This window comes from Alkalimonas delamerensis (assembly GCF_030717955.1).
GTDB lineage: Bacteria > Pseudomonadota > Gammaproteobacteria > Enterobacterales > Alteromonadaceae > Alkalimonas > Alkalimonas delamerensis.
The window spans coordinates 336,652-356,923 of sequence record NZ_JAUZVY010000001.1 but is presented as its reverse complement, the minus strand read 5'-3'; the positions used below and the strand labels follow the sequence as shown (position 1 = coordinate 356,923).

The 20,272-nt window shown below is 55.1% G+C and carries 16 protein-coding genes; 4 read left to right on the top strand and 12 right to left on the bottom strand.

Features of this window, described 5'->3' with window-relative positions:
- Nucleotides 1-17 precede the first annotated feature (17 nt).
- The gene (locus tag Q3O59_RS01630) at nucleotides 18-2,966 is read left to right on the top strand and encodes a TonB-dependent receptor (protein WP_305944434.1); all 2,949 of its coding nucleotides are present in this window, start codon (nucleotides 18-20) and stop codon (nucleotides 2,964-2,966) included.
- A 64-nt stretch (nucleotides 2,967-3,030) separates the two neighbouring features.
- On the opposite strand, the gene rraB is transcribed toward Q3O59_RS01630, so the two are convergent.
- The 10 genes from rraB to nudF all read right to left on the bottom strand — a co-directional run bounded on the left by rraB (nucleotide 3,031) and on the right by nudF (nucleotide 13,438).
- The gene (gene rraB / locus Q3O59_RS01625) at nucleotides 3,031-3,402 is read right to left on the bottom strand and encodes a ribonuclease E inhibitor RraB (RefSeq protein ID WP_305943944.1); all 372 of its coding nucleotides are present in this window, start codon (nucleotides 3,400-3,402) and stop codon (nucleotides 3,031-3,033) included.
- A gap of 4 nt (nucleotides 3,403-3,406) precedes the next feature.
- Nucleotides 3,407-4,147, bottom strand: coding sequence for a 1-acylglycerol-3-phosphate O-acyltransferase (locus Q3O59_RS01620; protein ID WP_305943943.1), 741 nt, complete (start codon nucleotides 4,145-4,147; stop codon nucleotides 3,407-3,409).
- A gap of 48 nt (nucleotides 4,148-4,195) precedes the next feature.
- A complete protein-coding gene (gene parC, locus Q3O59_RS01615; RefSeq protein WP_305943942.1) occupies nucleotides 4,196-6,478 on the bottom strand; it encodes a DNA topoisomerase IV subunit A in 2,283 nt (760 codons plus the stop codon).
- Nucleotides 6,475-7,893, bottom strand: coding sequence for a tetratricopeptide repeat protein (locus Q3O59_RS01610; protein ID WP_305943941.1), 1,419 nt, complete (start codon nucleotides 7,891-7,893; stop codon nucleotides 6,475-6,477). Before Q3O59_RS01610 ends, parC begins: the two co-directional genes overlap by 4 nt.
- 92 nt (nucleotides 7,894-7,985) lie before the next feature.
- Complete coding sequence (locus Q3O59_RS01605) at nucleotides 7,986-8,990, bottom strand: virulence RhuM family protein/type II toxin-antitoxin system death-on-curing family toxin (protein ID WP_305943940.1); 1,005 nt, start codon at nucleotides 8,988-8,990, stop codon at nucleotides 7,986-7,988.
- A gap of 86 nt (nucleotides 8,991-9,076) precedes the next feature.
- On the bottom strand, nucleotides 9,077-10,969 hold the full coding sequence (gene parE / locus Q3O59_RS01600) for a DNA topoisomerase IV subunit B (RefSeq protein WP_305943939.1): 1,893 nt from the start codon (nucleotides 10,967-10,969) through the stop codon (nucleotides 9,077-9,079).
- Entirely contained in the window at nucleotides 10,966-11,571 is a 606-nt protein-coding gene (locus Q3O59_RS01595; protein WP_305943938.1) for a YqiA/YcfP family alpha/beta fold hydrolase, read from the bottom strand. The genes parE and Q3O59_RS01595 overlap by 4 nt, the downstream gene beginning before the upstream one ends.
- Nucleotides 11,568-12,329: a metallophosphoesterase gene (locus Q3O59_RS01590; protein ID WP_305943937.1), complete on the bottom strand. Its 762-nt coding sequence runs from the start codon at nucleotides 12,327-12,329 to the stop codon at nucleotides 11,568-11,570. The genes Q3O59_RS01595 and Q3O59_RS01590 overlap by 4 nt, the downstream gene beginning before the upstream one ends.
- Complete coding sequence (locus Q3O59_RS01585) at nucleotides 12,329-12,784, bottom strand: DUF1249 domain-containing protein (protein ID WP_305943936.1); 456 nt, start codon at nucleotides 12,782-12,784, stop codon at nucleotides 12,329-12,331. The genes Q3O59_RS01590 and Q3O59_RS01585 overlap by 1 nt, the downstream gene beginning before the upstream one ends.
- A 24-nt stretch (nucleotides 12,785-12,808) precedes the next feature.
- A complete protein-coding gene (gene nudF, locus Q3O59_RS01580; RefSeq protein WP_305943935.1) occupies nucleotides 12,809-13,438 on the bottom strand; it encodes an ADP-ribose diphosphatase in 630 nt (209 codons plus the stop codon).
- A gap of 116 nt (nucleotides 13,439-13,554) precedes the next feature.
- Here nudF and tolC point away from each other — a divergent pair, with 116 nt between their 5' ends.
- The 3 genes from tolC to Q3O59_RS01565 all read left to right on the top strand — a co-directional run bounded on the left by tolC (nucleotide 13,555) and on the right by Q3O59_RS01565 (nucleotide 16,523).
- A complete protein-coding gene (gene tolC / locus Q3O59_RS01575; RefSeq protein ID WP_305943934.1) occupies nucleotides 13,555-14,886 on the top strand; it encodes an outer membrane channel protein TolC in 1,332 nt (443 codons plus the stop codon).
- 113 nt (nucleotides 14,887-14,999) lie between these two features.
- Nucleotides 15,000-15,923 (top strand): LpxL/LpxP family Kdo(2)-lipid IV(A) lauroyl/palmitoleoyl acyltransferase, encoded by a 924-nt coding sequence (gene lpxL, locus Q3O59_RS01570; protein ID WP_305943933.1) that lies wholly within the window; start codon nucleotides 15,000-15,002, stop codon nucleotides 15,921-15,923.
- A gap of 12 nt (nucleotides 15,924-15,935) precedes the next feature.
- The gene (locus Q3O59_RS01565) at nucleotides 15,936-16,523 is read left to right on the top strand and encodes a TcpQ domain-containing protein (RefSeq protein ID WP_305943932.1); all 588 of its coding nucleotides are present in this window, start codon (nucleotides 15,936-15,938) and stop codon (nucleotides 16,521-16,523) included.
- Here Q3O59_RS01565 and glnE read toward each other — a convergent pair.
- The gene (gene glnE / locus Q3O59_RS01560) at nucleotides 16,520-19,306 is read right to left on the bottom strand and encodes a bifunctional [glutamate--ammonia ligase]-adenylyl-L-tyrosine phosphorylase/[glutamate--ammonia-ligase] adenylyltransferase (RefSeq protein WP_305943931.1); all 2,787 of its coding nucleotides are present in this window, start codon (nucleotides 19,304-19,306) and stop codon (nucleotides 16,520-16,522) included. The genes Q3O59_RS01565 and glnE overlap by 4 nt on opposite strands.
- Nucleotides 19,303-20,229 (bottom strand): CYTH domain-containing protein, encoded by a 927-nt coding sequence (locus Q3O59_RS01555; RefSeq protein WP_305943930.1) that lies wholly within the window; start codon nucleotides 20,227-20,229, stop codon nucleotides 19,303-19,305. Before Q3O59_RS01555 ends, glnE begins: the two co-directional genes overlap by 4 nt.
- Nucleotides 20,230-20,272 lie beyond the last annotated feature (43 nt).

Here is a 20,272-nt window from a genome sequence, read left to right as displayed (position 1 = left end):
ACAAGAGTAGAATGATGATGAACGTACAATTATTTTCCAAAAACCGCATCGCAGCCGCTGTCTCTGTCGTTCTGGCAACCGCCGCTGCGCAGCCCGTACTGGCCGGCAATGACGATGTCACCGCCCAGGCAGACGCCATCGAAGTGATTGAAGTGCGTGGTATTCGTGGCAGTTTGGCCCGTTCTATGGACGTAAAACGTGAAAGTTATGGCGTGGTGGATGCCATATCCGCTGAAGAGATGGGGAAATTCCCGGATACCAACCTGGCGGAGTCCTTGCAGCGCATCACCGGCGTCTCGGTCAGCCGCGCTAATGGCGAAGGCAGTCAGATCACCGTGCGGGGCTTTGGCCCAGAGTTTAATTTGATTACCTTAAATGGTCGACAGATGCCCGGCTCTGGCTATACCCGCTCTTACAATCTGGAGAACCTGTCCTCGGAAGGGGTCAGCGCGCTGGAAGTTTACAAAACCGCCCGGGCCGAAAACCCGAGCGGCGGCCTGGGTGCCACCGTCAACATTGTCACCACCCGTCCACTGCAACGCCCTGGTGAACAGTTTGCGGTGATGGGTAAGGCGCTGTATGACAGCTCCAATGAAAAAGGCGACGACATCACTCCGGAATTTGCTGCTGTGTACAGCAACACCTTTTTTGATGATCGCTTTGGCGCCGCTTTTTCGTTCTCGCACCACCGCCGTGACTTCCAACGCCAACAAGCCAATATCCAGGGCTGGCAGGCCAATGTGCCCTTGCCAGAGCTGGACAGTCAGTTTGTTACCGACGCCAGGCCGCGGGATGCCGAGGGCAACCCCATCGGCAATCATTTCTTCCCGAAAGACATGAACTACAGCATCGAAGACCTGCAGCGCGAGCGTACCAATGGTCAACTAACGCTGCAGTATGCCCCAACAGACAACCTGACCCTCACCATGGACTACACCGCCAGCCGGGCCGTTACCGGTCTTGAGGTCATCGGCTGGGGGATTTGGAACGAGTTTGGCGGCAACGTCAATGCCTACGAGCTGGATGAACGCGGCACTGCCCTTTTTGCCGATATCGGTGGCAACGATGGCTCTTTTACCGCCAGCAAAGGCACCACCGAAGTCAAAGCCCGCTCCATCGGCTTTAATGCCGACTGGTACCTGCACGATGACTTCCGGCTGCAATTCGATTACCACGACTCCAACAACAGAACCGACAACGGTGCTGACAAAGGCAGTGGCAACTGGGGCCAGGTGATTTTGGGCTCGGATCAACTGCAAACCAAAATCTACGACTACCGCACGGGCGAAATCCCGCAAATGGAAATCTTCTGGCGCAATGGCACCAGCGTGCTAAACCCAGACGAGATCGACTCCAACTTTGGTCAATTTATCCACTCGCCGGGCGAGTCGGAAATCCAGCAATTGCAATTGGATGGTACCTGGTTCAATTCCCGCTTTAATCTGCCATTGCTGGAGATTAAAGGCGGTGTTGCCCGCACCGAACAAAGCTTCAGCGGCTGGAATGCCTGGAGTGGGCTGCGCGGAGGCCCGGGCTTCAACCCCAGCTTTTCGGAGATCTTCCCAAGCAGCATGTTCACCTTAAACAGCACCCGCAACTTCCTCAACCAGTTTGCGGGGGGCGGTGCCAGCATGCTGACCGATTACTACTACACCTTCGACTTTGATGAAGCTGTTGCCCGGCAAATGGCCTTTTTGACCGCCGATGTAATGGGCAGCGATGCTTTTGTGCCGGATGCCTACTTCAATGGCATCACCAGCCAAAGTGCGGTATCCGAGGATACCAACAGCATCTACCTGCAATCGGCCTGGGAATTTGATGTGCTGAACTACCCGGTGCAGTTCAATGCGGGTGTGCGCTATGAAGAAACCAAGGTAACCAGTACGGTACGGCAGCGGGTCGAACGCCAGGTCAACTGGGAAAGTGCCTCCGAGTGGATCATGCAGTACGAGCAAGGCGAGGACACCTTCTTAACCCTGAGCGGTAAGCACAATGTTTTGCTGCCGATGCTGGATTTGCGGGTAGAGCTGACCGATGATTTGGTCGGTCGTTTTTCCTGGGGTAAAACCATCGCCCGTGCGCCACTGGGGGCTCTGGCCGGTGGTCGTAGTTTAAGCGGCAGCCCCCGACCAGGGGCCCGCAGTGGTAGTCAAGGCAACACCAACCTGCAACCTTTTAAATCCACCAACCTGGATCTGACGCTGGAATACTATTACGCCGAAGGCAGTTACGCCGCCGTTGGTTACTTCCGCAAAAACGTCGACAACTTTATCCAGACCACCATCACCGATCTGACCATTGATGGCTTGCACGATATTCTAAACGGCCCACGCTACAATCAAGCCGTGGCGGATATCGAGGCCCGTGGTGAGCAGGCCACCAGCACAGCGATTTTTGAGCAAATGCTGGCCAATGGCCACGGCAATGCCGATGGCCGGATTGAGCCTACCGCGCAAGATCCGCTGATTGTCTGGAGCATCAGTCAGCCACAGAACACCGACAGCAAATCGGTTGATGGGATTGAAGTGGCCTGGCAGCATCTGTTGGGCGATACCGGCTTTGGCTTTGGCGCCAATGCCACCTTCGTCAATGGCGATGTGAAGTTTGATACCGAGAGTCTGGAGCAGCAGGCGCCACTGTCTGGTCTCAGCGACTCAGCCAACTTGCAGCTGTTTTATGAAAATGATGGCCTGTCGGTCAAGCTGACTTACGCCTGGCGCGACAGCTATCTGATTGGCGTTGGTCAAGCGCAAGGCTCGTCCGATGCACCGCCGCAATTTGCCCGTCAGTACACCCAGTGGGATTTGAGCGTCAATTACGACATCAACCCGCAACTGACGGTGTTTTTTGAAGGCTTTAACATCACCAATGCCACCGAGCGCGGCTATGGCCGTTACGAAGAGCAGTTCCTGTTTGCCCGGCAGTATGGCCCGCGTTATGCGATAGGGGCCCGCTACCGTTTCTAACGCCCTCCTGGCGCCAAGTAAAATGCCCGCTTAGTGCGGGCATTTTTTTATGCATCACGGACGATTAAAAGTCGTCGTCCTCGTCCGGCTGGTAACCGCCTTCCTCTTCGAAGTAGGTGCCCCAACCATCGTATTCAATGCCATGTTCAGCGGCTACCTTTTCCAGTCGAATGGCATCGGCCGTAATGGCATCGGCGTCGAGCGATTGTTCGCGGATGGCGTCAAACACCCAGGCCAGGCTGCCATCGTCCAGCTCAATTTCTTCGGCATCGGTCACTTCAAACCCCAGTTTGAATACCTCGACCGCCAGCTGCTCCAGCTTCTTGAAATCGGCGTGGTAAAAGTGGTGTTCAATGGTGTACAGCGCATCCGGATCGCTGCCATCTTCCAGTAAGGCTGAAACGGTTTCCTCGGTAAATTCTTGCCAGTTTTCCATCAGGTTAATTCCGCGCAGTGAGACTTTGGGCAGTGTAGTCGCTGGCAAGCTCGCTATCAAGCTCGGCCAGCGTATCGGCCATGATTTGATGCACCTGCTTCGCCAATGGGCGAATTTCTGTGCTGTCGTTCATGGGAATGGGCTCCAACATGGCGATAATAACCTTGCCATTGCGCCAGCGATTCAGCTTGATGTGGGCAGTCGAACTCATGCAGACCGGCACCACCGGCACCCCAGCTTGCTGGGCAATGTGGAAAGCGCCGGTTTTAAACGGCAATAAACCACGGCCATAGCTGCGGGTGCCTTCCGGGAACATCCAGACCGACAACTGCTCTTTGCGGATCCGCTCAACCGCCCCTTGCATGGTGCCCACGGCTTTGCTGCGGTTGTCCCGATCGAGCAAAATGTTGCCGCTCAGCCAGTACAACTGGCCAAAGAAAGGGATCAGGCGCAGGCTTTTTTTGCCAATGGTGACGGTCCGTTGGATCAAGGCCGTCGGCATCAGAAATAAGTCGTAATTGTTCTGGTGATTGGCGGTGTACACACAAGGATGGGCATCAGCTACCGCCGGGTGACGGCGGACCTCGACCTCAACGCCGAAGATGCGGCCACACCAGGCATACCAGTGGCCAAACAGTACCACATTATTTGCATGAAAGGGCCGAAAAATACAGACCACCAAGCCTATCAAGGTGCTTAACACAATAAAAAGCACCACCAACAACAAACGTACCACAGCAATCACAGGCAATTCCCGATGTTATCTAAAGCGCACAGTATAGCCGGATGCAACTTACAGGCTGGTTTGATCACTGCTGGCAACCGCAGTGGGTAACAGCGCCATCTGATCAATCCGCTGCAAACCACGTGGCAGCTTGTTGCCCCGACGGCCGCGCTCACCGCGGTAGTGCTCCAGGTCGGCCGCTTTTAAACTCAGCTTGCGCTTGCCGGCGGTTAGCACCACGCCCCCATCGGCCGGGATCACCGTCATCAAACGGACGTATTCTTCCCGGCTGGCCGCTTTGGCCGAAGGAATGGACAGCATCTTATTGCCTTTGCCTTTGCTCAGCTGCGGCAAATCCTGCACCGGGAATACCAGCATCCGCCCTTCGGTTGAGACACAGACCACCAAATCCGAATCCGGCTGCTGAATCGGCACCGGTGGCAACACCTTACTGCCTGTGGGCAAACTCAGCAGTGCCTTGCCCGACTTGTTGCGGGTCAGCATGTCGTCGAAGCGACCAACAAAGCCGTAGCCAGCATCGGACGCGAACAACAGCAGCTGGTCGTCTTTGGCCATAAACACATGCTCAAAGTTCTCACCAGCGACCACGTTAAAACGCCCAGACAAGGGTTCGCCCTGGCCCCGGGCCGACGGCAGCTCATGCGCCTCGACCGAGAAGCTGCGCCCAGAGCTGTCCAAAAAGGCTGCGTACTGATTGCTTTTGCCACTGGCGGCCGATTTAAAGCTGTCACCGGCTTTGTAGCTCAGGCTGCTGCCATCGACATCATGGCCTTTGGCACAGCGCACCCAGCCTTTCTCCGACAGCACCACCGTCACCGGCTCACTGGGCAGCAGCTCTTTTTCCGACAAGGCTTTGGCTTCTGTCCGGGCGACAATGGGGCTGCGCCGGTCGTCACCGTATTTTTCGGCGGCTTCTAAGATTTCTGTTCGAATCAGCTTGGTTAGCTTGGCCTTCGAGCCCAGAATGCCTTGCAGTTTGTCACGCTCTTTGGCCAGCTCGTCCTGCTCGCCACGAATTTTCATTTCTTCCAGCCGGGCTAAGTGCCGTAACTTCAGTTCCAGCACGGCTTCGGCCTGACGATCCGATAAGCCAAAGCGTTCCATCAACACCGGTTTGGGTTTGTCGTGCTCGCGGATGATGGCAATGACTTCATCAATGTTCAAAAAGGCAATCAGTAAGCCTTCAAGCACATGCAGGCGGTCCAACACCTTGTCCAACCGGAACTGCAAACGGCGACGCACCACCTCTCGGCGAAACACCAGCCAGTCGGTCAGAATGGCTTTTAAGTCCCGCACCCCTGGCCGGTTGTCCAGACCCAGCATGTTCAGGTTGACCCGGTAGCTTTTTTCCAAATCGGTGGTGGCAAACAAATGCTGCATCAGCTGTTCAATATCCACCCGATTGGAGCGGGGGACCACCACAATGCGGGTCGGGTTTTCATGATCCGACTCATCCCGCAAATCGGTCACCATCGGCAGCTTCTTGGCCTGCATCTGGGCAGCAATTTGCTCCAGTATTTTGGCGCCGGAGGTCTGATGCGGCAATGCCGTGATCACCACATCGCCATCTTCGATCAGATAACGGGCTCGCATCCGGATGCTGCCGCGGCCACTTTGGTACATCGCAACGATGTCATCCTTGCTGCTGATGATTTCGGCATCGGTCGGATAGTCCGGGCCCTGAATGTGCTGCATTAAATCTGCGATGGAGCTGTCGGGCTGATCCAGCAACAAGGCACAGGCATGCGCCACTTCCCGCGCATTGTGCGGTGGAATATCGGTGGCCATCCCGACCGCAATGCCGGTAATGCCATTAAGCAGTATATGCGGCAATCGCGCTGGCAAGACTTTGGGCTCATCCAGCGTGCCGTCAAAGTTGGGAGTCCAGTCAACGGTGCCGGCACCAAGCTCAGATAACAAAACTTCGCTAAAGCGCGATAAACGCGATTCGGTGTAACGCATGGCGGCAAAAGACTTAGGATCGTCCGGCGCGCCCCAGTTGCCCTGGCCATCAACCAGCGGGTAGCGGTAGGAAAACGGCTGCGCCATCAACACCATGGCTTCGTAACAGGCCGAGTCGCCATGGGGGTGGAATTTACCCAACACATCACCGACGGTCCGGGCCGACTTTTTGTACTTGGCAATATGGCTTAAACCGAGCTCGGACATGGCGTAAACAATGCGCCGCTGCACCGGCTTTAAGCCATCGCCAATGTGTGGCAAGGCCCGGTCCATAATGACGTACATCGAATAGTTCAGGTAAGCCTCTTCGGTAAAGCGGCGCAATGAGAGCTGTTCCACGCCCTCAGCTGTAATGATGGTGTCGGTCATAGCGACGGGGTTCCCTCATGGTCATTCGTAGCGCTGGCTGTCCCTTTACGACGCGCCAGCCGTTGCCACAGCAACAGAAAAAACAGCACCAGACTGGTCATGGCAAAGACAGCAGTCCACAGCCACTGGATCAATCGTCCGCGTTCTGCTTCTTGCAAACGCAGTGCCTGCAATTCGTGATCTTTTCGCAATAAAGCTTGTTCAGCTTCTTCACGCTGCTGCATAAAGCTCAGCCGTAAGCTGCTCAGGGCCAATTCACTTTCCTGACTAAAGCGATCCTGAAACAAAAAGAACGCCTCTTGCATGGCATGAAACGCCTGCTCAAACTGGCCCAGGCTGGCATGCAACCGCGCCTGCATAAAATGGATATTCAGCGGCATCGAGCCACCATCGGCATCATCCAGCACTTCCAGCTGTTGTTTTGCCAGCATCAGCTGCTGCAAGGCCATCGAGTGCTGCTGTAGTCCACTGAAAATGAATGATTTTTCATAGTAATGCACCACTTTGCTCAGAGGTGCTTGCAGCAAGTGTTTGTATTCTTCAGCTTTTTGCATGTAGGTCAGGGCAGCATTGTAGCTTCCTGCTTCCTGACTGGTAATGGCAAGGCCAAAATAGGCGTAGTACAGATTCAAATCATCCTGATACTGCTGACTAACGGTCAGCATGCGTTGATAGGTATCAAAAGCCTGGTCGTACTGCTGTAGAAAGCTGTAACTGCGTGCCTGATTGTACAGCACTGCAATTTTGCTCTTACGCCAGCCGTGTGCTTTGTACAATTCATAAGCCCGGTCTAAGAACTGCACGGCTTCGTCTTCAAAAGCAATGGTGGCATAAAGCAAACCGAGCTCTGCGTAGACTTCTGCTTCCAGCTCCCAATCATCGAGCGCCTGACGTTGCTGATACACTTGTTGCAGCAGCGCCAAGGCTTCCTGATAGTGCTCCTGAGCACTTAAAATCGCAGCCTGGTTGATCAGTCCCCGCAACCGCAGAGACTCGTCTTCCAGTCGCTCCGCCAACTGGGTAGCCTGTTGGTAATACTGCTGAGCCACCAGATAGTTACTCTGCATCTCGGTGGCAAAGCCAAGATTGAACAGCAGCTCCACTCGCAGCGCATCGGCCGCATCATCCAATGCCAGTCCGCGCTGGGCATAACTTAGCTGCTGCTGATGCTGCCCCATAATGCCGCTTAAGGTTGACAGTGTTTGATAAGCCCTGCGCTGTTGCTGCCTTGGCAAGCTGGTAATCAGGGTTTCATGCTGCTGCATCAGTTGCAACATGGCCTCCGGCTGCAAGCGCTTTTGCTCAACTGCCTGCTGCAACCAGCTCGGTGTTTGCGCGTTAGCCAACGGTGCCAGCGCCAGGTACAGCCAGCACCAGCCCAGCACACACAGCAGTTGCGTTGCCCGTTTTTTCATTTTTATCCTCTGGGACACCTTGGTCATCACAAGCCAGTATACCTGCACGCTATGGTCAGGCAAGAAAACAGTCGATGTAAAGGAACACCTTGTCATGATGTCGTCTCTGGCAGAAGGATAAAGTGTTCAATTAAACGAATCATCAATGTTTTTTGTGCTGGCAAGCTTTCCGCGACCAAAAGCGCCAATGCTACCAACGTGTTGTCATTAATCAACTGTTCGACAGGGCGAGCCAAGAAAACGGTGTTGCGTCGTAGGTACCATAAAAATAGAAAGGAGCCACAACGTTTATTGCCGTCCACCAAGGGATGATTCTTGATAACAAAGTACAATAAGTGAGCCGCCCGGCTGGCAACATTTGGATAAAAAGGTTCATTAGCAAAACCCTGTTCAATCGTAGCCAAAGCCGACTCCAAACCATTGCCCCGAACTTGGCCAAACAGTGCTGTTGCTTCTCCTTTCTGCATCAAGATATTTCTTAGCTTGACGATGGCATCCAACACTTCGTTGTAGCTTAAAGTCTGCATGCCCGCTTGACGGATCGTTATTTCAGCTAATTGTTGCTCATCGTAGCCCTGTAAAAGGCTCCAAGAGCGTGCATATTCGCTGATGACCCGAGCAACAGCCTCTCCCTCTGGGGACACCAACCTCTGGTTAGTCAACGTTTGACTTAGTAAAGCGACCGCCTGTTCAAATTCAATTCCCAGCTCTTCAAGACGGCGCTGGTTGAAGCTATACCCCTGAACCAAGTAATCTTTGAGTACTTGAGTTGCCCACTTGCGAAACTGTACGCCTCGTAAAGATTTCACCCTGTAACCAACAGAAATAATGACATCCAGATTGTAGTGTTCTATTTGTCGACGAACCTCTCGGTTGCCCTCTGTGCGAACTATCCGGAATTTCCGGATAGTTGTCTCACGCTCAAGCTCGCCATCGGCATACACATTGCCAATATGTTCACTCACTGTACGAACATCTTTACCAAACAGCTCCGCCATTTGCACCTGGCTCAGCCAGACCGTGTCTTGCTCGAAAGTCACCTCAAGATCAGCTTTGCCATCCTGTGAAGTAAAGATTCGTACTTGCTGTTTAGTCATTAATTAAACGTTCTCTTAAGAGCTCCGGCATCAATCACTCTTTAATCACTCTTTACGCTTTTTGTAGACTTTGAATTGCCCATCTATCAGGCAAGAATTGCCTTGTCACCCTTTTGCTCCAGCCACTGGCGACGATCGGTCGAACGCTTTTTGGCCAGCAACATGTCCATCAGCTCCATGGTTTGCAGCTGATCGTCGATGGTCAGTTGCACCAGCCGGCGGGTGTTCGGGTCCATGGTGGTTTCGCGCAGTTGCAGTGGGTTCATCTCCCCCAGGCCTTTGAAGCGCTGCACATTGATCTTGCCTTTTTTCTTTTCGGCTTCGATTCGATCCAAAATGCCATTTTTCTCGTCTTCGTCCAGCGCGTAGTAGACCTCTTTGCCGATGTCGATACGGTACAAAGGCGGCATGGCGACATAGACATGACCGGCTTCGACCAGAGCCGGGAAGTGGCGCATAAAGAGCGCACAAAGCAAGGTAGCGATGTGCAGACCGTCGGAGTCGGCATCGGCCAGAATGCAGATTTTACCGTAACGCAGCGCCGATAGGTCGGTGGAATCCGGGTCCATACCGATGGCAACGGAAATATCGTGCACTTCCTGCGAGGCTAGGATTTGGCCGGATTCGACTTCCCAGGTGTTGAGGATTTTCCCCCGCAGCGGCATCACCGCCTGAAACTCACGGTCCCGCGCCTGTTTGGCGGAGCCACCGGCCGAGTCCCCCTCCACCAGGAAGAGTTCAGCCCGTTGCAAATCCTGCGCCGAGCAATCGGCCAGTTTGCCGGGCAGCGCCGGGCCAGAAGTGACCTTTTTCCGCACCACCTTTTTCGCTGCTTTCAGCCGCTTTTGGGCATTGCTGATGCACAGCTCCGCCAGGGCTTCAGCGATATCGGTGTGCTCATTGAGCCACAGACTAAAGGCATCTTTGACGATACCGGAAACAAACGCCGAGGCCTGCCGCGACGACAGCCGCTCTTTGGTTTGACCGGCAAACTGTGGGTCCTGCATTTTTAACGACAGGATATAACTGCAGCGATCCCAGACATCTTCAGGCGAGAGTTTAATGCCGCGCGGCAGCAAATTGCGAAACTCACAAAATTCACGCAAGGCTTCCAGCACACCCTGGCGCAGGCCATTGACGTGGGTGCCGCCTTGCGCCGTTGGGATCAGATTGACGTAGCTTTCGGTCACCAGCTCGCCGCCTTCCGGCAGCCAGAGCAAAGCCCACTCGGCCGCTTCGTGACTGCTGTTAAAGTTGCCGACAAAGGGCTGTTCCGGTAAGGCAACAAAGTCCTTTACCGCTTCCGCCAGGTAATCGCGGATGCCGTCCTGATAGCACCAGCTATGGCTTTCTTTGTTAACCTTATCGTCAAAGTCAATGCGCAGCCCAGGACACAACACCGCCTTGGCTTTGAGTACATGCAGCAGACGCGGCACCGAAAATCTGGCCGAGTCGAAATAACCGGCATTGGGCCAAAAATGCACCCGGGTGCCGGTATTGCGTTTACCAACGGTGCCGGTAATGGTCAGCTCCTGGGTTTTCGCCCCTTCGGCAAAGGCCATCTGGTAGATCTGGCCATCACGACGCACGGTGACATCGACCCGGCTCGATAATGCATTGACCACCGAAATCCCCACCCCATGCAAACCGCCCGAGAACTGATAGTTTTTGTTGGAGAATTTGCCGCCGGCATGCAAGCGGCAAAAAATCAATTCGACACCGGACACCCCTTCTTCCGGATGGATATCGACCGGCATGCCACGACCATTGTCGATCACTTCCAACGACTGGTCTTCGTGCAGCACCACTTTGATCTCGCTGGCAAAGCCAGCCAGGGCTTCATCGACGCTGTTGTCAATGACCTCCTGTGCCAGGTGGTTTGGCCGGGCGGTGTCGGTATACATGCCGGGACGGCGTTGCACGGGCTCAAGCCCGGTCAGGACTTCAATCGAATCGGCGTTGTAGCTTTGAGCTGTCATGGTCGAAACATTACCTGTTCATCTAAAGTTTGATCGGCTTGCAGACAAAAGCGCACCAGGGTGGGCAATTGCTGCAGGTAATTCTGATAACTGTGGTCACCGCCTGACTGCACATCCAGCTGGCACTGCTGATAAAACTGCATGGCGTGACGGTAATCCAGCACTTCGTCGCCACGTTGCAGTAGTACCAGATAGTTTGCTGGCTTGGCAAGCCTTGCAGGCTCCAATTGCTGCAACAAAGCCACTGCATCGGCGCTGACCTCGTAATGCTGTTGCCGCACCGGGTGAAAATAACGCCCGAGATGCTGCTGGAGCAAGCGATAGGGTGCCACTGCCGGGTTAATCAGACAAGCCCGGCAACCATGCTGCTCGGCCAGCCAGGTTGCCAGAAAGCCACCCAGTGAACTGCCAATGACAGCTGCAAGGGTGCGCCCTGCCAGCAACTGAGTCAATTCGGCCACCGCTTCGGTTGGGGTGTAGGGCAAGTCCGGCACCAACAGTTCTACTTCTGGGTGATGCTGCTGAAAATAAGCCCGGGTCTGCTGGGCTTTGAGCGATTGCGACGAACTGGCAAAGCCATGCAGATAGAGCACCAGACTCATGGCATCATCCTTTTAAAGTCAACTTCATAACAGCCTCCGGCATAAAAGCGCCAATCGCACCATTGTGGCCCCTGCGCCTGGGTCTGCCAATCGGAGCTTTGCTGAAATTGCACCGAAGTGGCCGGGCAACCCACCAGGGCAACGCCTTGATAATGGCTGCGATAGCCATGGTGGCAATGACCGTGCGCCAGTCCGGTAACCTGAGGAAACCTCGCCAACAACTGCCAAAAAGTTGCAGCATCCTGCCAGCCGTGGCGATCAATCGAGCTGCCGATGGGCCTGGGGTGATGATGGGCAAAGAGCCAGCACGGCTCGGTATGGCTTTGCAACCGACTGACCAGCGCCTGCGCCCGCGATGCAGAAAAATAGCCAGCCGGGGTTGGGCCAGTGCTGTCCAGCAACAGCCATTGCCAACCGGCCCCTTGCAGGATTTTATCCGGTAAAAAAGGCGGTTGCGCCAGCAAGGACGAAAGCTCGGCCGCATCATCGTGATTGCCCGGCAGCCAGAACACAGGCACCGGCACCGCTTGAAACAACTGCACCAACAGCTGGTACGATGCCAGACTGTGGTCCTGACTCAGATCGCCGGTCAGCACGATGGCATCCGGCCAGTCCCGCGCCAGGCAATGGAGCACCTGCTGCAACTGCCAATAGGGTTGCACCCCTTGGTACCAGCCCTCGGCATCGGCCAGCAGGTGGCAATCGGTTAATTGCACCAATCGCACGCATTCAGTCTGTGGGAAGGAGTAAATGGTCATCAATTCAGCACAGGCTCAGGCCGAAAACCTTGTTGTCGGCACAGCCGCAACCAATCCCCCAGCAAGCGGTTAACCTGGCGCTTTTCATCGGGTTGCAGCATTTCGGTATTGGGGTAATCGTAGACCGCTTTTAAACCACGCCGGCCATGGCAGCTGATGACTTCGGCCAGCCGGGCATCGTGGTACAAACGAACATCAAAAGCAGGCTGTAAGGCTGGCCAGTCTTGCTCTGCATCCATCGCCGTTGCGGCAAGCGGCGCAATGCGCAGCACCGTAGTAAAGGGACAAACCTCCAGCAGCTCCAACCGGAAATAACTGGCGTCATCCACCCCAATCAACTGCCGCTCGCCGACCACCCGCTCTGCGGGCAATAATGGACTGAGCTGAGCGAAGTTTCGTTCGCACAGGCTCAAAAAGTCAGGCAGTTTTGGCCGGTATTTGGGCTTAGCGGTCATACATCTCCTGCGGCCAGGCTTCGGTTAACTCGTTGCAAACAGTTGTTCATAATGCAGCGCCAGCCACTGCAACGCAATGACGGTCGCTGCATTATCTATGCGGCCTTGTTGCAGCCATTGCAAGGCTTGCTCTCTGGGTACGCAATGCACCCGGATATCTTCATGCTCGTGCTTAAGGCCAAACACACCTTCAACGGGCAAGGTGTCCAGTGTAGCAAAATACAACTGAATGCGCTCTGTGGTTCCCCCCGGACTGGATAAGTAGCTCAGCATCGGGGTCAGCTGATTGAGAATCAGGCCCGCTTCCTCCTTACTTTCGCGCTGCGCTACCTCTTCGAGCGACTCACCCGGTGCCACCATGCCAGCAATCACCTCCAGCAACCAGGGGCTGTCGGAGCTGGCCAGCGCACCGGTGCGAAACTGCTCCACCAGCACCAGCTGATCACTTGGAGGGTGGTAAGGCAGTACGGCAACGGCATGACCGCGTTCAAAAATTTCACGCTGCATCCAGTCGCTCCAACCGCCGGCAAACAGCCGATGCCGAAGTTCGTAACGCTCTAATTTAAAGAAACCTTGAAAAACGGGGCGTCTATCGCGGATCTCTACATCTTTTGTCGAAAAAATCGGATACTCTGTGGCCTTGAATTCAGACATCAACGTACTCACATTCTGTTACAGTTGAAGGGGTAACTTTACGGTTTCGGGTTTCACTCTCAAACTTCAAACAGGTTATCATGGTCTCAATTTGATTCACTCAGGATCCTTAACTCATGCACAAAAAACTTCTTGCCACCCTGCTGTGTTCATCCGTTGGTGTATTCAGTTTGCCAGCTCTGGCCGATAACCTGCAAAGTGTTTATCAGTTAGCCACCCAAAAAGATCCGGTCCTGCAACGCGCTGCCGCCAACAGAGATGCCGCTGTTGCCCGCATCGATATCAGCAAAGCGAGCCTGTTACCAACCATTGGTTTTAGCACCAGCTTAACCCGAGCCGATCAGCGTGATTGGACTTTCGGTGATGATCGCACCACCCTCAGTGGTGGCGTTCGCCTCAGTCAAAGCATTTACGACCGCCGTAACTGGCAAGCACTCAATATCGCGGAAAAGCAGGCACTCCAGGCGCAAACATTTTACAACAGTACAGCACAGGCTTTAATTGTTCGGGTAACCGACGCTTATTTTAATGTGTTAAAAGCCAAAGACGACTTAACCTTTATTCAAGCAGAGAAGCGCTCAATTGAACGCCAGCTGGAGCAAACCAAACAGCGCTTTGCTGTGGGCCTGACTGCTATTACCGATGTGCATGAAGCTCAGGCTCAGTTTGATAACGCCATCGCACGCGAAATTGCTACCGAGAACAACCTGGAAATTGCTCGCGAACAACTGCGGGAAATCACCGGCCAGTACCACAGTAAGCTGGCTGGCCTGAATACCGATCGTTTCAGTACAGTCCCCCTTTCTCCAGCCGATCCTCAGCAATGGCTCAGTATTGCTGAAGAAAATAACTTTGAGCTTCAGGCGCAGCGCATTGGCCTGGAGATCGCCCGCATCGACATCGACCGGGCTCGCGCAGGTCACTTACCGACAGTCAGCCTGGAAGCCAATTTAAATAGCAGCAAAACCCGTGGTTACTTCGACAATACCTTTACCGACCGTGGCACCGGCCCCAGACAAGACAGCAGCTCCATTGGTGTCACACTGAGCGTGCCACTCTACAGCGGTGGCGCCATCAACGCCGGTGTCAATGTGGCCCAGGCCAACTTTGTCGAAACCAGCGAGCTGGTCGAGCAAACCTACCGCAGCACTGTGCGCCAGGTCCGCAGTTCCTTTAACAATGTGCGTGCGACCAAATCCTCCATTCGGGCCCTTGAGCAAGCCGTGGTCTCGGCAGAAAGCGCGCTTAAAGCCACCGAAGCCGGTTTTGAAGTCGGTACCCGCACCATTGTCGATGTGCTGCAAAGCACCCGCAACCTGTTCGATGCCCGCCGCAACCTGTCGCGGGCTCGTTACGATTACATTTTATCGGTGCTTGATCTGAAGCTGGCATCCGGCAATCTAACCGAGCAGGATCTGGTGGACATCAACCGCGCGCTAAGCAGTTAAAGCTGTTCGCAGGCATCGCCCAAAGCGATGCCTGCTGCATTCCCTTCCTTGCCTTTTGTCTGAAGCTTTTTTTCCGTTACAATAGCCTTTTCCCCCTGATGTATGAGGTTCCGGTGGTTAAAGCCCCGCAGTTTCAATGGTCTTTTTTGCATCCACGCTACTGGCCGATCTGGCTCGGCTGTGCTTTGCTCTGGCTGATCAGCTGGTTGCCCTACCCGGTGCTGATGAAGCTGGGAGATGGCATTGGTCTGCTGCTGTTAAAATTGCTGAAATCCAGGGCCAAAGTCGCCAGACGCAATCTGGAGCTGTGCTTCCCGGATAAAACAGCCACCGAGCGGGAAGCCTTGCTGCGAGCTAATTTTAAGGAAAGCGGCCGCGCTTTGTTTGATACCATCATTGCCTGGTGGTGGCCAGCCTGGCGACTGCAACGTTTTGGCGTCGTCAAAGGTTTTGAGCACATTCAGGCGGCGCGTGATGCGGGCCAGGGTGTGCTGTTGCTGGCATCGCACATGTTGCACCTGGAAACCGCAGGCCGGATTTTTGGCTTTAAGCTGCCAAGCGTTGGCTTTTACCGCCCCCACAACAATCCCTTGATGGATTGGCTGCAATACCGCGGGCGCATTAAGGCCAACAAATACATGATTGGCAAACGCGAAGTGAAAGCACTGCTGCAGGCGCTGGATCAAGGCGAAGTCTGTTTCTACCTGCCAGATCAGGATTATGGCCGCAAGAAAGCCGAATTTGTGCCGTTTTTTGCGGTCAAAGAAACGGCAACCACCACGGGAACCTTGTTGTTTGCCGCCGGCGCCAATTGTCAGGTGATCCCGGTTTACACCCGGCGACTCCCCGGCTTCAAAGGCTATGAAGTGGAGTGCCTGCCAGCACTGGAGAACTTTCCGTCCGGCGATGATGCGGCCGATGTCCGCCGCGTTAATGCCTGGGTGGAGCAAGCTGTACTGCGGGCTCCGGAACAGTACATGTGGCTGCACCGCCGTTTTAAAACCCGTCCGGACCCGGACTCACCTGGCCTTTACTGAGGAGCATGCCAGATGGCAAAGAAAAAAAGCAACTCTAGCTGGTTTTGGTTCCGCAACCTGTTGCTCTTGGTGGTGCTGTCAGGCGTAGTATTTCTGCTGCTGTTTCGCCCATCCACCTTTCAGTTTGATAGTACCCAGCGTAACCCGGCGGCCGAAGGCTTTACCAGCTTTTACGAGCGGATCCGTGGCACCTTGGCCGATCTGGAGCTCAGTGACTTTGTGATTAGTCTGCCCGATACCAGCGGGCGCCTGACCCAGCAGCTGGAGCAACGCTCACGCCAGGTTTCCCCGTTGGCAGAAAACTGGCAGGGACAACACCGGGACCGGCGCTTTCGGGCCGGCGACACCGTTAAAACCAAGCTGGAAGAATACAGCCAGGCGGAAGGTTTGGAACTTTACTGGACGCTGCCACGTGATTACGTCGTCAAACACTATTTTCAAACCGATGGCAGCCTGACTGCCGCAGTCAAAGAGATTTCCGCGGCTATCGCTCCCAACTTCCCCAGCCCGATCCTGAGTTACCTCTGTCCAAATGAGCGGGCTTTGGTGATCACCGATCAGCCCAACAGCTACCTGCACCAGAACTGCCAGCGGCTTTAGAGCACAGCCTGCCAGGTTCGCTGCACAGCGGCTCTGGCTTCGGCCAGGCCCGCCAACTCCGGCGGCAGCACCGGTTGCAAGGTCAGCCGATGCTGTACCGCCCGCATCAGCTGATACGCCTGCTGCAACCGTGCCACCTCGTCCATCGGCAGCAGCCCGGCTTGACCAAGCTGCTCCAGAATACGAATGTTGTCGCTGTACTGATACAGCGACGGGTGCGCCGCAGCATGCGCCAAAACCAAATACTGGCTGATAAACTCCAAATCAATCAGTCCACCACTGGCGTGCTTGAGCTGTTCATCGTCCGAGCCATGATGCTGCCGCAGCTTATCCCGCATGGCCAGCACATCCTGCTGCAATGCCTGCAGATCCCGCGGCCGGCTTAAAATGGCAGCCCGGATCTGACGAAAACGCTCCGCAATAGCAGTGTCGCCGTACACCAAACGGGCACGAACCAATGCCTGATGCTCCCAGGTCCAGGCCTCATTGGCCAGATAATCCTGATAGGTATCGGCATGGATCGCCAGCAAGCCGGCGTTGCCAGAAGGCCGCAGCCGCGTATCGACATCGTACAACACACCACTGGCGGTGCGGGTGGTACACAAATGCAAAATCCGCTGCACCAGTTTCAGATAAAACTGGCGGGAGTCGATGGCTTTCTCGCCCGAGGTCGCAGCCAGGCTGTCGCAGTGATGGATAAACACCAGATCCAGATCCGAGCCATAGCCCAGCTCCAATCCCCCCATTTTGCCATAGGCGATGACGGCAAAGCCTTTGTCACTGCCGACGGCGAGCCCCGCCGGGTAACCATACCGTGCCACCATTTGCTGCCAGGCCAGCTCGACGACTTGTTCCATAATGGCTTCAGCCAGCCAGGTCAGGTGATCGCTCACCTGCATCACTGGCAAGGCACCACTGATGTCGGCTGCAGCAATGCGCAGTTGCTGGGCCTGTTTGTGTTGCCGCAGGCTTTCCATCAACAGCTCCAGATCGTCCTCTGGCACCCGCAGCAAACGCTGCCGCACCCGGTCCTGATAATCTGCTTTGGTCTGCACCTGGTACAGTTGTGCCGGATCAATCAGTTCATCCAGCAAAATCGGATAACGCGCCAGCTGCTCGGTCAGCCACTGGCTTTGGCTGCACAGCAGCACCAGCTGCTGCAAAGCGGGTGGATTTTCAAACAACAGCTCCAGATAAGCAGTCCGGGTCATAATGCTGCGAAATACCAACAAGATACGCTGCAACACCGGCACCCCGGCTTGATTGGACGCCAGCAAATGCAGCACTTGCGGAATAAGCCGGGCCAGATAATCCCGCCCTCGCGGGCCCACCGCCCGCTTTTGCGACTCCTGGCGAAAAGCAAGCACCAGCTCAACCAGTTGGCCGGCTTGCTCGGCGGCCAACCAGTCCACCTGCTCAGTCAGCTCGGCCGGACTTTGGTCACTGTCCCACAGCAGCTTGCCCACCAAAAGCTCATCGGGCTCGGCACTGTCTTCCGGCTCGATGACCTGCAAAAACTCCTGATGGATCCGCGCCATGCAATCACTGATTTGCTGCCGCAGCGCCGCCCAGTCGTGCTGATTGAGCATTTGCAACAAGCGTTGTTGCTGCTCAGGGGCATCCGGCAGTGTTTGGGTTTGCTGATCGTCCATGCCCTGCAGCAATTGCTCAATCCGGCGTAAAAACAGATAGTCTTCGCCAAGCTGCTTTTGCTGCGCTTCGGTTAAGAGCCCATGCTCTGTCAGCAAAGGCAAAGCCTGCAAAATTGAAGGAGTTTGCAGCTGAGGAATGCGCCCGCCCCGGATCAGCTGCAGCGTCTGAACGATAAACTCCACCTCGCGGATCCCACCGGCACCCAGCTTAATGTTGTCGCTGCGGTTGCGGCGACGGTTTTCCTGCTCAATCAGCTGTTTCATCCGGCGCAGCGATTCGATGGCCGAAAAATCAATGTAACGTCGATAAACAAAAGGTCGCAACAGCTGAGTCAATTCCTTGCTGTAATGGCCATCAGGGTTCATCACCCGGGCTTTGAGCATGGCGTAACGCTCCCAGTCCCGTCCCTGCTCCTGGTAATAGTCCTCCATGGCGGCAAAACTCAGCACCAGAGGCCCACTGTCACCAAAAGGACGCAGCCGCATATCCACCCGGTAGGCAAAGCCATCGGCAGTAGCCTGATGCAGAGCCGCAATCAGCTTTTGCGCCAGCTTGATAAAGAATTGATGGTGCTCGGTACTGCGCCGCCCTCCTTGAGTTTCGCCATTGAAGGGGTAGGTAAAAATCAGATCGATGTCCGACGAAAAATTCAGCTCTTTGCCACCCAGCTTACCCATGCCCAACACCAGCAGTGGCATTGGTTGCCCCTGAGCGTCCAGCGGCGTGCCCCATTGAGGCGTCAACTGCTGATAAGCCCAGTTGCAAGCACTTTGGATGCAGCACTCTGCAAGGGCGGAGACTTCACGTAAGGATTGGGGTAAAGGTTTTACTGCCAGCAAGTCTGCCGCCAACAGCAGCGCCAGACTGCGATGCCGAAACAAGCGAAGGGCTTGAAAGACCTGGGCTTCCTCCTGCTCGGTCAAGGCAGACAGCGGATCGGTCAGATCCAGAGGAGCAGCCAGTGTCGCATCCTCCAACAGATGCATCAGCTCAGGCTGCTGCTGCACACAGCGGCTGAAAAACGGGCTGCACTGGCAGAGCCAGCACAGGCGTTGCTGCTGCGCCTGCGTCAAGGCGCTATAGCCCGGCAACTGCTGGCACAGCTCCAGCACCCGGCTCTCGCTACTCATACCGACGCTGTCGTATCCAGCAACTGCTCGGACAGTGCCAACAGCAACAAATTGTAATCAGAGCCAAAGAACAGCTGCTGATCGGCCTTGCTTTGTGCAGCTTTTGCCGACAACTGAGTGCAGATAGGCTGCCAACGCTGCAAGGTTGGAACCGTTTTTAGCCATTGCGCCAGCCGGTTTAGTGCCAACGACACGGTCAGCATGGCATCCGGGCTTCCATCTTGCAGGTAGCAAGCTTCATTATGCTGCACTAAACGCAGCAACAGCGCCGGACTGGCTTCGGGTGGTAAAGCTTTGACTTGCAGAGGAGTATTGCCGCTCAGCCGGTAGCCCCGCTCGGCTTTGGATTGAATGCCAAGTCGCAGCGGTAAAGCCGTTACCAGTTGACGGGCCAGCGCAAACACGGCGGCAACTTGTCCTGACTTAAGCTCCAGCTCCAATTCACAGATGGTTGCTTGCTGCTGGGCGGTCTGAATATGGCCTTCATCCTGCACCAGCTCAACCAAAGTGCCATCCTGCAGTGTCAGCAGCCAGGGTTGGCGGCAAAAGTCAGTGCGAAACAGCTCAGTCAATTGCTGCTGCAACACCGGTAAATCGGTCGACTCAGGCCAGATGTCGGCTGGAAAGTCAGCCAGTTGCGGCACCAGTTGACTGGCAACCACATTGTATTCCTGTCGCGCATGCAAGGCGCCATGCTGTTTGCCTGCCAATTTAATGGTGTGTTCAATCTGACCATCCTGCTGCCGGCTGCGTAGCCCCATGCCATGTTTTTGAAACCAATGATCCGGGGTGTCGTAATAGCCATTTAACAGGTGCAGGGCGGCTGAGGGCTGCAGCGCTGCAACCATAGGTTGCAGCAGCGCCTCCAGCCCTTTGACGGGGCCCGACCGCAGTAAAAACTTTAATTCAATTTCCATCGCCATCGTTGTCTTCCCGCCAACTTTGATGCTGTTACCTTAAAATAAC